This window comes from Ruegeria sp. YKSD163 (assembly GCF_059612905.1).
This window is the reverse complement of sequence record NZ_JBXWRM010000007.1, coordinates 104,157-116,739: the sequence shown is the minus strand read 5'-3', so window position 1 is coordinate 116,739 and position 12,583 is coordinate 104,157. Positions and strand designations below refer to the sequence as shown.

Annotated in this window: 12 protein-coding genes; 6 read left to right on the top strand and 6 right to left on the bottom strand. The window is 64.6% G+C overall.

Annotation, left to right across the window (positions count from 1 at the left end):
- Nucleotides 1-2: 2 nt before the first annotated feature.
- Complete coding sequence (locus tag AC2FNA_RS11375) at nucleotides 3-659, bottom strand: FkbM family methyltransferase (RefSeq protein WP_496826570.1); 657 nt, start codon at nucleotides 657-659, stop codon at nucleotides 3-5.
- 55 nt (nucleotides 660-714) lie between these two features.
- Nucleotides 715-1,368 carry a peroxiredoxin gene (locus AC2FNA_RS11370; RefSeq protein WP_496826568.1) on the bottom strand — a complete coding sequence of 218 codons (654 nt, stop codon included), beginning with the start codon at nucleotides 1,366-1,368 and terminating at the stop codon, nucleotides 715-717.
- 221 nt (nucleotides 1,369-1,589) lie between these two features.
- Between AC2FNA_RS11370 and AC2FNA_RS11365 the strand changes: the two genes are divergently transcribed.
- Nucleotides 1,590-3,029: an aldehyde dehydrogenase family protein gene (locus AC2FNA_RS11365; protein ID WP_496826566.1), complete on the top strand. Its 1,440-nt coding sequence runs from the start codon at nucleotides 1,590-1,592 to the stop codon at nucleotides 3,027-3,029.
- A gap of 156 nt (nucleotides 3,030-3,185) precedes the next feature.
- Here the strand turns inward: AC2FNA_RS11365 and tmpB are convergent, their stop codons facing one another.
- Nucleotides 3,186-3,776, bottom strand: coding sequence for a (R)-1-hydroxy-2-trimethylaminoethylphosphonate oxygenase (gene tmpB, locus AC2FNA_RS11360; protein ID WP_496826564.1), 591 nt, complete (start codon nucleotides 3,774-3,776; stop codon nucleotides 3,186-3,188).
- A complete protein-coding gene (gene tmpA / locus AC2FNA_RS11355) occupies nucleotides 3,773-4,909 on the bottom strand; it encodes a 2-trimethylaminoethylphosphonate dioxygenase (protein ID WP_496826562.1) in 1,137 nt (378 codons plus the stop codon). The genes tmpB and tmpA overlap by 4 nt, the downstream gene beginning before the upstream one ends.
- A gap of 100 nt (nucleotides 4,910-5,009) precedes the next feature.
- Here tmpA and AC2FNA_RS11350 point away from each other — a divergent pair, with 100 nt between their 5' ends.
- On the top strand, nucleotides 5,010-5,873 hold the full coding sequence (locus tag AC2FNA_RS11350; protein WP_496826560.1) for a LysR family transcriptional regulator: 864 nt from the start codon (nucleotides 5,010-5,012) through the stop codon (nucleotides 5,871-5,873).
- Here the strand turns inward: AC2FNA_RS11350 and AC2FNA_RS11345 are convergent.
- Both AC2FNA_RS11345 and AC2FNA_RS11340 read right to left on the bottom strand, forming a co-directional pair.
- Nucleotides 5,870-7,042, bottom strand: coding sequence for a benzoate/H(+) symporter BenE family transporter (locus tag AC2FNA_RS11345; protein ID WP_496826558.1), 1,173 nt, complete (start codon nucleotides 7,040-7,042; stop codon nucleotides 5,870-5,872). The genes AC2FNA_RS11350 and AC2FNA_RS11345 overlap by 4 nt on opposite strands.
- Before the next feature lie 88 nt (nucleotides 7,043-7,130).
- Nucleotides 7,131-7,313 carry a DUF1674 domain-containing protein gene (locus AC2FNA_RS11340; protein ID WP_234144378.1) on the bottom strand — a complete coding sequence of 61 codons (183 nt, stop codon included), beginning with the start codon at nucleotides 7,311-7,313 and terminating at the stop codon, nucleotides 7,131-7,133.
- A gap of 94 nt (nucleotides 7,314-7,407) precedes the next feature.
- Here AC2FNA_RS11340 and AC2FNA_RS11335 point away from each other — a divergent pair, with 94 nt between their 5' ends.
- The 4 genes from AC2FNA_RS11335 (at nucleotide 7,408) to lspA (ending at nucleotide 12,573) form a co-directional block, all read left to right on the top strand.
- On the top strand, nucleotides 7,408-8,679 hold the full coding sequence (locus tag AC2FNA_RS11335) for an RsmB/NOP family class I SAM-dependent RNA methyltransferase (RefSeq protein WP_496826556.1): 1,272 nt from the start codon (nucleotides 7,408-7,410) through the stop codon (nucleotides 8,677-8,679).
- Nucleotides 8,680-8,748: 69 nt separating this feature from the next.
- Nucleotides 8,749-10,488 carry a heparinase II/III family protein gene (locus AC2FNA_RS11330; protein ID WP_496826554.1) on the top strand — a complete coding sequence of 580 codons (1,740 nt, stop codon included), beginning with the start codon at nucleotides 8,749-8,751 and terminating at the stop codon, nucleotides 10,486-10,488.
- 22 nt (nucleotides 10,489-10,510) lie between these two features.
- Nucleotides 10,511-12,100, top strand: coding sequence for a bifunctional phosphoribosylaminoimidazolecarboxamide formyltransferase/IMP cyclohydrolase (gene purH, locus AC2FNA_RS11325; protein ID WP_496826553.1), 1,590 nt, complete (start codon nucleotides 10,511-10,513; stop codon nucleotides 12,098-12,100).
- Nucleotides 12,100-12,573, top strand: a complete 474-nt coding sequence (gene lspA / locus AC2FNA_RS11320; RefSeq protein WP_234144374.1) for a signal peptidase II — start codon at nucleotides 12,100-12,102, stop codon at nucleotides 12,571-12,573. Before purH ends, lspA begins: the two co-directional genes overlap by 1 nt.
- Nucleotides 12,574-12,583: the final 10 nt, after the last annotated feature.

Sequence of the window (12,583 nt, the reverse complement as noted above, 5' to 3'; positions counted from 1 at the left end):
CCTTAGCGCAGGCGCCATTCCTCCCAGATGAACGGGTAGCACCAGGCGCAGTCATGGGTTTCCTCCAGCCGCGCGCAGATCGCCGCGCGGGTGTCGATCAGCGCCGGTTCGAACAGGTGAAACTGGACTTGCAGCCGCGCGATGCGGGGCATCAGCCCGCTGTCCAGCAGGGCAGGCAGCAGATCGTATTCGCCACCTTCGATATTGACCTTCATCAGATCGACCCGGTCCAACCCCAGTTCGGCAAAAACCGCGCCGACAGGACGCACCGGCGCCGCAAGCGCGCCGCCCTGACCGCCAAAGGCCGAGGAGGCATCGCCATCGTCGCTGAGCGTCAGGGTACCCTCGGCCCCGCCCATGGCGAAATCATGCACCGAAACATTCGGCATGTCGGCGTATTTCGCCCTCAGCGCATTGGTAAATCGGGGGTGAGGTTCGAACACATGTACCCGCGCCTGGGGTTGAACGGACAGGATCAGATCGGCCCAGCCACCCTCGAACCCGCCCACATCCAGAACCACAGCCCCGGGGGCAAGATCGTCATAGGTATGAAACCGCGTCTTCAGCGCATTGTCGGTGCGCCAGGCCTTGAGCCCGGCATAATGCTCGGCCTTCCAGGGGTTGCGGCGCAGATCGAGCCAGCGTTTCAAAGAGGCCATGGCAAAGGTCTTTCTATCGTTGACGGACGCGGGTCACCCCGCGCCCGCGATGGGCTTAGCCCGGGTTCTTTGCAAACCGCAGATAAGGCAGTTTGATGTCCAGCGCACCGTATTTTTCTTCGGCGGCGGCATTGTCCAGCGCTAGCGAGACAATCACGTCCTGCCCGATTTCCCAGTTGGCCGGCGTGGCCAGCGGCTGCTGATAGGTGCGCTGCAGCCCGTCAAGTGCGCGCAGCACCTCTGCAAAGTTGCGCCCGACCGACATCGGGTAGGTCATCGACAGTTGCAGTTTCTTGTCGGGGCTGATGATAAAGACCGAGCGTACCGTGGCGCTGTCGGCAGGGGTGCGACCGTCGGGCAGATAGGCGTCGGCGGGAAGCATGTCAAAGGCCTTGGAGACCGCCAGACCTTCGTCGGCGATGATCGGAAAGCCGGCGGTGGCGCCGGCAAAGCTTTCGATGTCACCCTTCCATTTCTTGTGATCTTCGACGCCGTCGACCGAAACGCCGATCACCTTGGTGTTGCGTTTGGTCCATTCATCGGCCAGTTGCGCCACGGCGCCGAACTCGGTGGTGCAGACCGGGGTGAAATCCTTGGGATGCGAGAAGAGGATGGCCCAACTGTCGCCGATCCAGTCATGGAACGCGATACGCCCCTTGTCGGTATCGGCCTCGAAATTGGGAACGATATCGTTGATGCGCAAACCCATGGGGATCTCCTTTGCTGTGAGTGCGAGTCAGTCGCGTCCAATCTAGCGACTGGTCCACCCGGTTACATCACCCGCGACAAGGTGCCGCCACTAGAATTCTGTGCGGCGACAAAATTTGATCAAATTTTGCGGCCGCCCCTTGCCGCGCGCTGTCATGGGTGACACAGTTGCTCCGATTCTCGACCGTCCGGTCGAAAACCGTCTGATCAGGAGAGGCAGACATGATCGAAAAGCGTGATTTCTATATCAACGGCGCCTGGGTTGCGCCTGCCGTCAGCAACGATTTCCAGGTCATCAACCCGTCGACCGAAGAACCCTGTGCCGTCATCTCCCTCGGCTCCGAGGCAGATACCAATGCCGCCGTCGCCGCCGCCAAGGCAGCACTGCCGGGATGGATGGCAACCCCCGTCGCCGAGCGCATCGCCCTGGTCGAAAAGCTGATCGAGATCTACCAGACCCGTGGCGAGGATCTGGCACAGGCGATGTCGCTGGAAATGGGCGCGCCCATCGACATGTCGCGCAGCCAACAGGTGGGCGCGGGCACGTGGCACCTGAAGAACTTCATCCGCGCTGCCAAGGCGTTTCAGTTCGAGCGCCCGTTGGGCGATCATGCCCCCAATGACCGCATCATCTACGAGGCGGTGGGCGTCGCGGCGCTGATCACGCCCTGGAACTGGCCGATGAATCAGATCACGCTCAAGGTCGGCGCCGCCGCCATCGCGGGCTGCACCATGGTCCTGAAACCCTCCGAGCAAAGCCCGCTAAACGCGATGATCTTTGCCGAGATGATGGACGAGGCGGGCTTCCCGCCGGGTGTGTTCAACCTGGTGAATGGCGATGGCGCGGGCGTGGGTTCGCAGCTTTCATCGCATCCCGATATCGACATGGTCAGCTTCACCGGCTCGACCCGAGCGGGCACCGCGATCTCCAAGGCGGCTGCCGATACGCTCAAGAAAGTGCATCTGGAACTGGGCGGCAAGGGCGCCAACGTGATCTTTGCCGATGCCGATGACAAGGCGGTCAAGCGCGGCGTGCTGCACATGATGAACAATACCGGCCAGAGCTGTAACGCGCCCAGCCGTATGCTGGTGCAGCGCCCGATCTACGATCAGGCGGTTGAAACCGCCGCCGAGGTGGCCAGCAAGGTCACCGTGGGCAACGCGATGGACGAAGGTCGCCATATCGGCCCGGTGGTGAACGAACTGCAATGGTCCAAGATCCAAGACCTGATCCAGAAGGGCATCGACGAAGGCGCCCGCCTGGTCGCAGGCGGAACCGGTCGGCCCGAAGGGTTGAACAAGGGCTATTACGTGCGCCCCACCGTGTTTGCGGATGCCAACAACCAGATGACCATCGCGCGCGAAGAGATCTTTGGCCCGGTCCTGACCATGATCCCCTTCGATACCGAGGAAGAGGCGATCGAGATCGCAAATGACACGCCCTACGGGTTGACCAACTATGTGCAGACGCAGGACGCCGCCCGCGCAAACCGTATGGCGCGCGCGCTGCGCTCTGGCATGGTCGAGATGAACGGCCAATCCCGTTCCGCCGGGTCGCCCTTTGGCGGCATGAAACAGTCCGGCAACGGGCGCGAGGGCGGCGTCTGGGGCTTGGAAGACTTCCTTGAGGTCAAGGCTGTCGGCGGCTGGGCTGCCGAGTAGATCGCAGCACAACATGCCTTCGTCCGCGCGGGTCTTTGTCGTGCGGGCGGGAGCCTCCGGCGGGAGTATTTGCAAACCAGAAAGAAGCAGCAGCGAAATAGCTTCTTTCTGGTTGAAAATACTCCGGGGGTCTGGGGGCTGGCCCCCAGTTCCATCCTATGACCCCAGCAAGTGCCGGTCGACCATGCGCTGAACCATCGGCGCGAAATGGTCGAAATCTGGGGTTTCCATATCGGCTCGCTTGCCGGCCTCGTCCAGATAACGGACCTGAATGATTGCCTCGATGTTCGGGTTTCTTTCGAACTCGGCCACCTCTTCGGTACTCATCGGGCCACCCTGCAACTCCAGCGTATGGACCGAGGCGGGTGACAGGCGCGCGAAATATGCTGGCTTGGTGGCACAGAGATAGCGTTTCGCGGCCACGTGATATTTCACGCAATCGGTGATCACTGGCGGGAAGAACGGCGCCAGCACCGCCTCGCCCGCATCCTCGTGGTGGCGGTCTTCGGTGTCATCGGGGTGATAGGTGCCGAATTCCGAGGTGAAATGCCCGATATCATGCAAGAGAGCGCCGACGATGATCTCTTCGGGCAGGCCGTTCTGTTCGGCCATGGTAGCGCCTTGCAGCATGTGCTGGGCCATGGTCACCGGCTCTCCCAGATATTCCTCGCCTCCCCGTCGGGCGAAGATGTCGGCAAGGAACGCGACGATGTTGTCGCGGTTTAGAGCCGTGAAATCAGGGTTCATTCCGCGGCCTCCAGCCCGGCGGCCTCCATTGCGGCTAGGGTTGAGAGGAGCCCGTCCTTGTCGGCATAGCATCCTTGCAGCCAGCGCGACCCGGCGCCCGAATAGCCGGTGCGTGCATGCAGGACACGGGTGTTGTCGACGATGAAGCTCTCGCCCGGTTCCAGCTTGAACGTGACCCCCATCTCCGGGTCGTCGATGAGCTCGGCCAGTTGGCGATAGGCGGCGTAATAGGCCTCCATCTTGTCAAAGGGGATATCCACGAAGGGGGCCGACGAGCGGTTGTTGAAACGGATGGCCATCAGTTGACCGTCGGGTGACAGTTCGATCATCGGACGCCGCGCGCGCAGGCAGACGCCGCCAGATCCCCGGTATTCGAAGCGCGCTGGATAGCCTGCAAGCAGCGCGAACCCTTCGGGATTGGCATCCCGCAACCGCTCTGCTGCGCGAAAGCCGTCAACGACGATACTATCGCCACCCTCGGCGCTGTTTTCCAGGCAGTAGAGGATTTGCAGCGTCGGCACCGGATCGCGATAGGGGTTGTCAGTATGGGCCTGAAGGCCCAGCCCGGTATAGGCAAGGTTGGTGGGGTTCACCTCGGTTCGCACCTCGAAATAGCGGCCATAATTGGTTTCGCGGACATAGCCGAAAAGGTCGGCCACCTTGAGCAAGGCGCCCGGTTCGGCGGGGCCGCCTGTCAGTCGGGCAAAGCCGAATTCGGCCACTGCCGCCAGCCAGTCGCGCTTGACCGCCGGATTGGCGTGCACGGCGGTCCAGTCGGCGCCGGGCGCGGCGATGCCGCCTTCCCATGTGGTGATGCCGGGGGCGGTCCATCCGATCGGATGAACCTGATTCCGGTCATAGGCATGCGCGACCAGCCAGTCGGCGGGATAGACGACGGTCTTGTTCTCAGGTTGAAAGGTCACCGAAAGCGCTCCATCAGCCAACGAGGCCGCGCGAATACTCAGATTGGCGGGAATGTCGCCGATGGTGATCAGGCGCTGGCCATTGCCGGGCGCGCGGGTCTCCGGGTCCAGCGCATTGTCGCGCAGCCAGATCGCGTGAAACCGGGTGATGGTGCTATCGGCAAGTTCAAGGGTGACGATCTGGTCAGAATGGGTGACCTGGCGCAGCATGAGGTCTCTCCTTTGTCGCGTATTTGCTGGCTTGAGAGATAGCGTGCCAAATGGCATCAAGACAGCTATCCCTTCTTTTGGCTTAGGGTTAGAAAAATCTATGGGAAAAACACCAATCGGCTTGCCGCCACTTGATTGGCTGCGGGTATTCGAAGCTGCTGGCAGGCTGGGCGGATTCTCGGCCGCGGCGCGGGAATTCGGGTTGACCCAGGCGGCGGTCAGCCAGCGGATCGGCAATCTCGAGGCGTGGCTGGGAAGGGCGCTGTTCGTGCGTGGACCGCGCGGGGTGACTCTGACGGTCGAGGGAGAGAGTTATCTGCCGCTGGTGCAGGAAAGCTTGTCGGCACTGGCACGCAGCACCGAGGACCTATTTGGCACCGTTCCGACCGAGTTACGGGTGGCGGGCCTTGCCTCGCATGTCGAGGCGTTGGTGGTGCCGCGCGCGGCGGCCTTTCTGGAAGCTCATCCTGGGGTGCGATTGATGACCGACTCCGCCGCCCGCCGCATCGGGCTGGACGCAGAACGGACCTGGCTGCAAATCCGGTTCGGGCGTGGTGTCTGGCCCGGGCGCGAGGCGCTGCTGATCGCGCCCGAGATACTGGCGCCGATGGCGGCGCCGGGGCAGGGGTGGGATGCGGGTATCATCGATCTGCGCGGAGAGCGGCCCGGCTGGAGCGACTGGGCGCGGCTGACAGGCGCGATGCCCCGAGGCCCGGTCTGGCTGAGTGTCGATTCGATGGGCCACGCGCTGGCGGCCGCCGAACAAGGGATCGGGGTGGCTTTGGGCTCGCTGCCGCTGGCGCGCGCGGCGCTGGACGCGGGTCGGCTCTGCCAGTTGAAAGCGCCTCGGATGCCGACGCGGGACGGGTATTGGCTGACCTGGCCCAGCGATCGTCTGACTGCGCGGCGTCAGCGCGCCCTCATCGAGGGGCTTCTTGCTGTTCTGACCGGAGAGGGCGCCTAGCCACGCATGCGCCGCAACCGGTCCGATATCGCCTGCATCAAGCCACCGATCACCAAGCCCCAGACGGCGGCGTTGAGCCCAAGGATGGTGATGCCCGACGCGGTGATCAGAAAGGTGGCGGCGGCGGCTTGGCGATAATCGGGCTCTTCCAGTGCCGCCAGCGTCGAGCCGGCAAAGACACCCAGCAGCGCCACGCCCGCAACGGTTCCCAGAACCAGCGCGGGGGCCAGTGCCGCAAATCCGGCGATGACCCCGGCAAAGAGGCCCAGTACGCAATAGAACAGCCCGCCCATGACAGCCGACCAATAACGTTGTGCGCTGTCCGGGTGGCTCTCTTCGTTGGCGCACATGGCGGCGGTGATTGCTGCCAGACAGGTGGCCGGAGACCCGAAGGGTGCGGATAGTACGCTGGCGAGACCGACCCCGCTCACCAGCGGAGCCGGGCGCGGCTGATAGCCATAGGCACGCAGCACCGCCAGACCGGGCACGTTCTGGGTCGCCATGGTGACGATGAAAAGCGGCAGCGCGATATTGGTCAGCGCCTCCAGCGAAAAGACCGGGGTGACCCAGACCGGCGCGGCAATCAGTGTTTCGGGCGCCGGAATGTCAAAGCCCGCATTGACGGTGACGACCAGCGCCCCGGCGACCACAGCGGCGGGTACTGCAAAGGGGCGGCTGACCTGGCTGACGATGAACCAGGTCAGGAGGATCGGCAGGGCGAGAAAAGGTATCTCTGCCAGCGCCTGAAACGGGCGCAGGCAAAGCGAGAACAGCACCCCCGCCAGCATTGCCTGGGCGATCGGTCCGGGGATTGCGGCGGTCAACCGGCTGAGCGGACGCCACCAGGCCGCGATCACGGTCATTGCACCCGCCAATATGAACCCGGCCACAGCTCCGCCGAACCCATCCTCGGGTATCGACGACACCGCCAGCAACGCGGCGCCCGGCGTGGACCACGCGACAGAGACGGGCGTCTTCGTCCAGAGGCTCAGCACTATCCCGGTGAGGCCCATCGAGAGCGCCGCGAACATCAGACCTGAGGCTGCTTGCGCAGTATCCGCGCCAACCCCTGCCAGACCCTGCAAGACGATCGGAAACGAACTGAAAAAACCGACGATAGCCACGACGAGGCCGGTCGAGACGGTTTGCATCGGAGGTCTGGAGGTCATGGAAACTCTCTGTCGCCCTTTGGGCCAATCTTGCCTTGCGGCAGAGAGTGCGGTCTGGGTCGCCGGGTTGCAACCCGGAACGCGCTGGTCAGAAGTCGATGGCGATGCCCTTTTTCTCCCAGTCGCCGTAACGGGCCGGGTCGGGTCCGTCGCGCCCTCCCAGCTCCTTGGGCAGCGGCTTGGCCTCGGCCTCGGCCTTGCGGCGGCGTTCCTCGGCCTCGGCGAGGGCGCGTTGGGCGGCGGGGGGCAGGTCTGTGCGCGGCTCGCTCATGGCTTTGCTGTTCCTTTCGGTCTGGTATCCTGATACACGCCCGCGTCCGCCCTTGGCAATGCGGGCGGATGGTCACAACCGGACGAGGCACCCCATGGCGGACAGCGCGACCCAGGCGCGGCAGAGCGCGATCTATCTGCTCGACCAGATTTTGGGCGAGGGGCGGCTGTTGTCCGAATGCCTCGGCGCCGGTGCACTGGACCGGTTGCCGCCCGAGGAACGCGCGCGCGCCCAGCGGCTGACGCTTGACACCCTGCGCGGGCTGGAACGTGCCGACCGGCTGCTGAAACCGCACCTGCAAAAGGCGCCGCCGCTGAGCGTGCGCAATGCGCTGCGGTTGGGGACAGTTGAACTGGCCCATGGCGAGGCCGCTCATGGCGTGGTGCATTCCATGGTCGAGATTGTCGGCCGCTCGCGCCGGCACGGGCGGCTCAAGGGGCTGGTCAACGCGGTACTGCGCAAGGTGGCCGCTGATGCGCCAGCTAACTGGGCGCGGCTACGGGTCCCGCGCCTGCCGCGCTGGCTGCGCGATCCGCTGGTTCAGGCCTGGGGTGCACCTGCCGTCGCGGCGATGGAGGTCGCGCATTTCGCGGGCGCTCCACTTGACCTGACGTTGAAACCCGGGGCGTCCGCGCCGGGCGGAGAGGTGCTGCCGACCGGTTCGGTGCGCCTGCATGATGCGGGGCAGGTCTCGGCCCTGCCGGGCTTTGCCACCGGTGACTGGTGGGTGCAGGATGCCGCCGCCGCGCTGCCGGTACAGCTCCTCGATCCGCAACCGGGCGAGACCGTGCTGGACCTGTGCGCCGCTCCGGGGGGCAAGACCATGCAACTGGCCGCAGCAGGGGCGCGGGTCACCGCGCTCGATATCTCCGAAGGGCGGATGGCCCGCGTGCGCGAGAACCTCGCCCGCACAGGGCTGAGCGCCGAAACGGTGGTGGGCGATGCGCTGGAGCAGGGCGGTCAATATGATGCGGTGCTGCTGGATGCGCCCTGTTCGGCCACCGGCACCATCCGCCGTCACCCCGATCTGCCGCTGGCCAAGGACGGGTCCGAATTCGGCGCGCTGATCGAGTTGCAGGCACAGATGATCGCCCATGCATGGACGCTGGTCAAACCCGGCGGGCGCATGGTGTTCTGCACCTGTTCGCTGTTGCCGGACGAGGGCGAGGTGCAGGTCGAAGAGGCGCTGACGCTCTATCCCGATATGGCTGTTGACCGCGCTGCGCTGGACCTGCCCGGCATCGACCCGGCCTGGATCACCGAAGAGGGCGGTCTGCGCCTGCGCCCCGATTACTGGCCCGAAAGGGACGGTATGGACGGCTTCTACATGGCTGTTCTGCGCAAGGCAGCCGACGGTCCGGAATAAACGGTGACTTGCGGCGCGGGTGCCGCTATCCTCCGCCACAAACGCCAAAGAGCGTGAGAGGCAGAGCGCATGTCCGGTTCGTACAACATGGCCAGCAGATGGGCACGGTTCCAGAACCGTCTTTATGCGCGTCTCAGCCAGCGTCACAAATCGGTCCGCGCCTTTGTCTCGCAACCCGAACCGCGCACCATCGGTTCATATGCCCGGGGGCGGCAGCTGGTGGCGGGCAATCTGCTGTTTGCCGGCTATCTGGTCGAATCCCAAAGCAGCGGCCTGTGGGAGGTCGAGGCGCCTAACGGGGCCTTTGACGACGAGCGTCAGGGCTTTGCCTGGCTCGACGATCTGGCCGCCGTGGGCGACGTGCGTGCGCGTGAAAAGGCGCAGCGCTGGCTGTTGGGCTGGATCGAGGCGCATGGGCGCGGGCGCGGTCCCGGCTGGACACCCGAGCTGACCGGGCGGCGCGTCATCCGCTGGATCAACCACGCCCCGTTCCTGCTTCGCGGCGTCGAGCCGGAGCAAAGTCATGCGTTCTTTCGCTCGCTGGGACAGCAGACCTGGTTCCTGTCAAAACGCTGGCCCGGCGCCAAGCCGGGTCTGGGCCGGTTCGAAGCGTTGACAGGGGTCATCTATGCCGGGCTTGCGCTGGAGGGGTTGGAGGAACTGGCCGACCCGGCGGTGCGGGCGCTGGCGCGCGATTGCAACAGCCAAATCGACAAGGAGGGTGGTCTGCCCACCCGCAATCCCGAGGAACTGCTTGAGGTGTTTACCCTGCTCAACTGGGCCACCGCAGCGCTGCACGAGGCAGGGCGCGGCGCGCCGCATGCGCAGACCGAGGCAATCGAGCGGATCGCACCGACCCTGCGCGCCTTGCGCCATGCGGATGGGCAACTGGGTCGTTTTCACGGCGGTGGGCGCGGGCTTGAAGGGCGGTTGGATCACGCACTGGCGGCCAGCGGTGTGAAGCCGGTCCATGCCGAGGGGCTGTCGATGGGCTATGCCCGCCTGTCGGGTGGGCGTACCAGTGTCATCGTCGATGCCAGTGTGCCGCCACGCGGTGCCGCCTCCTATAACGCGCATGCCTCGACCCTGGCGTTCGAGCTGACTTCGGGCCGCCGTCCGCTGATCGTCAATTGCGGCTCGGGCATCAGTTTCGGGGTGGAATGGCGCCGGGCCGGGCGCGCCACGCCGTCTCATTCCACCCTTTGCCTCGACGGGTTCTCGAGCGCACGCCTGGCCGACCCCGAGCGCGGCACCGGGCTGGAGGCACTTATCGAAGGCCCGACACAAGTGCCGGTCGAGATTTCGGAAGTGACCGACGGTATCCGCTTTCAGGGCGGTCATGATGGCTATGCCAAGGTTTTCGGCCTGACTCATGCCCGCACGCTGGAGTTGAGTCATGACGGGCGCGGTCTGGTGGGCGAGGACATGCTGCTGGCGATGGACGATGGCGCCAAGCGCCGGTTTGACAAGGCGATGGACGCTTCGGTGCTGGCAGGGGTCGGATTCGACCTGCGCCTGCATCTGCACCCTGAGGTGGACGCGGCGGTCGATCTGGGGGGCGCGGCGGTGTCGATGGCCCTCAAAAGCGGCGAGATCTGGGTTTTCCGCCATGATGGCAAATATAAATTGTCATTGGAGCCAAGCGTTTATCTTGAAAAGACCCGCCTGAAGCCGCGCGCGACAAAACAGATCGTTCTATCCGGGCGCGCAATGGAGTATGCGACCCGCATCCGGTGGACGCTGAGCAAGGCGCAGGACACCGCGATTGCCATTCGCGACCTGAACCGGGACGAACCCGAATTCGACTGATCCGCATAAGGACCCCGAGCAAATGACCGACCTTTCCCCCGTGCGCCGCGCGCTTCTTTCCGTTTCCGACAAGACCGGACTGATCGAGCTGGGCCAGGCCCTCGCCGCGAGCGGGGTCGAGCTGTTGTCGACGGGCGGTACCGCCAAGGCGCTGCGCGACGCGGGCCTGACGGTGCGCGATGTGGCCGAGGTGACCGGTTTCCCCGAGATGATGGATGGCCGGGTCAAGACGCTGCACCCGATGGTGCATGGCGGCCTGCTGGCGCTTCGCGACAATGCCGAGCATGTGGCGGCGATGGAGCAGCACGGCATCTCGGGCATCGACCTGCTGGTGGTGAACCTCTACCCGTTCGAGGCGACCGTGGCCAAGGGCGCCGAGTATGATGATTGTATCGAGAATATCGACATCGGCGGCCCGGCGATGATCCGTGCAGCGTCCAAGAACCACGCCTTTGTCAACGTGGTGGTGGATGTCGCGGATTATGACGCTCTGCTGGCCGAAATGGCGGCCAATGACGGCCAGACCTCTTATGCCTTCCGCCAGCGGCTGGCGCAGACCGCCTATGCCCGCACCGCCGCTTATGACGCCGCGGTCAGCAACTGGATGGCGGCTCAACTGGCGCTGGAGGCGCCGCGCCGCCGCGCCTTTGCCGGCGAGCTGAAACAGACCCTGCGCTATGGCGAGAACAGCCACCAGCAGGCGGCGTTCTATACCGATGGTTCGAACCGTCCGGGCGTGGCCACCGCGCGGCAGCTTCAGGGCAAGGAGCTGAGCTATAACAACATCAACGATACCGATGCCGCGTTCGAGCTGGTGGCCGAATTCGCGCCCAAAAACGGCCCGGCCTGCGCCATCATCAAGCATGCCAACCCCTGCGGTGTGGCGCTGGGGGCCACCCTGTCCGAGGCCTATCAGAAAGCGTTCGACTGCGACCGCACCAGCGCCTTTGGCGGGATAGTGGCGCTGAACCAACCGCTGGACGCCGAGACCGCTGGCAAGATCGTCGAGATCTTTACCGAGGTGGTGATCGCCCCAGGTGCATCGGAAGAGGCCATCGCGATCTTTGCCGGCAAGAAGAACCTGCGCCTGTTGCTGACCGACGGCCTGCCCGATCCGCGCCAGCCCATCGTGGCGATGAAACAGGTGGCCGGCGGCATGCTGGTGCAGGACAAGGATGTGGGCCATGTCGATCTGGCCGACCTCAAGGTGGTGACCAAGAAGGCCCCGTCTGACGCTCAGATGGCCGATCTGCTGTTTGCCTGGAAGGTCGGCAAACACGTCAAGTCTAACGCGATCGTCTATGTCAAGGACGGCGCCACCGTGGGTGTCGGCGCGGGTCAGATGAGCCGGCTGGACAGTGCCAATGTGGCCGCCGCCAAGGCGCAGCGCATGGCGACCGAACTGAGCCTGCCCGAAAGCCCGGCCAAGGGCTGCGCCGTGGCTTCGGACGCGTTTTTCCCGTTCCCCGACGGTTTGCTTGAGGCGGCCGCGGCAGGCGGCGCCTGTGTGATCCAGCCCGGCGGCTCGATGCGCGACGACGAGGTGATCAAGGCCGCGGACGAGGCGGGTCTGGCCATGGTCTTTACCGGCATGCGCCATTTCCGGCACTGATGCGCGCCCGGCTCCTCTTCTGGTCCGCCTTCTGGGCCTTTCTGATCGACCAGATCAGCAAATATCTGGTCGTGCACGTGATGGACGTGGCGCATCGCGGCAGCATCGAGGTGCTGCCGCCGTTCCTGACATTTCGCTATGGCGAGAATCGTGGCATCAACTTTGGCCTTTTCCAAGGTGAGGGCGATGCCGCGCGCTGGATCCTGATTGGCTTGTCGCTGGCGATCTGCGCGGTCGTTTTGGTCTGGTTGTCGCGGGGACGCCCGTCGCGGTGGATGCTGATCGGAGGCGGGCTGCTGATTGGCGGTGCGCTCGGAAACGTGATCGACCGGCTGATCTATGGCTATGTGCTGGACTTCCTCAATATGTCCTGCTGTGGCATCGACAACCCATATGTGTTCAACGTGGCCGATATCTTTATCTTTGCCGGTGCGGCGGCGCTGATCCTGATGGATGGCAAAAAGCCCTCGTGACGGGGGCGTG

Coding starts and splice junctions, on each gene's coding strand:
- AC2FNA_RS11375 (WP_496826570.1), bottom strand. CDS start 659: ATGGCCTCTTTGAAACGCTGGCTCGATCTGCGCCGCAACCCCTGGAAG.
- AC2FNA_RS11370 (WP_496826568.1), bottom strand. CDS start 1,368: ATGGGTTTGCGCATCAACGATATCGTTCCCAATTTCGAGGCCGATACC.
- AC2FNA_RS11365 (WP_496826566.1), top strand. CDS start 1,590: ATGATCGAAAAGCGTGATTTCTATATCAACGGCGCCTGGGTTGCGCCT.
- tmpB (WP_496826564.1), bottom strand. CDS start 3,776: ATGAACCCTGATTTCACGGCTCTAAACCGCGACAACATCGTCGCGTTC.
- tmpA (WP_496826562.1), bottom strand. CDS start 4,909: ATGCTGCGCCAGGTCACCCATTCTGACCAGATCGTCACCCTTGAACTT.
- AC2FNA_RS11350 (WP_496826560.1), top strand. CDS start 5,010: ATGGGAAAAACACCAATCGGCTTGCCGCCACTTGATTGGCTGCGGGTA.
- AC2FNA_RS11345 (WP_496826558.1), bottom strand. CDS start 7,042: ATGACCTCCAGACCTCCGATGCAAACCGTCTCGACCGGCCTCGTCGTG.
- AC2FNA_RS11340 (WP_234144378.1), bottom strand. CDS start 7,313: ATGAGCGAGCCGCGCACAGACCTGCCCCCCGCCGCCCAACGCGCCCTC.
- AC2FNA_RS11335 (WP_496826556.1), top strand. CDS start 7,408: ATGGCGGACAGCGCGACCCAGGCGCGGCAGAGCGCGATCTATCTGCTC.
- AC2FNA_RS11330 (WP_496826554.1), top strand. CDS start 8,749: ATGTCCGGTTCGTACAACATGGCCAGCAGATGGGCACGGTTCCAGAAC.
- purH (WP_496826553.1), top strand. CDS start 10,511: ATGACCGACCTTTCCCCCGTGCGCCGCGCGCTTCTTTCCGTTTCCGAC.
- lspA (WP_234144374.1), top strand. CDS start 12,100: ATGCGCGCCCGGCTCCTCTTCTGGTCCGCCTTCTGGGCCTTTCTGATC.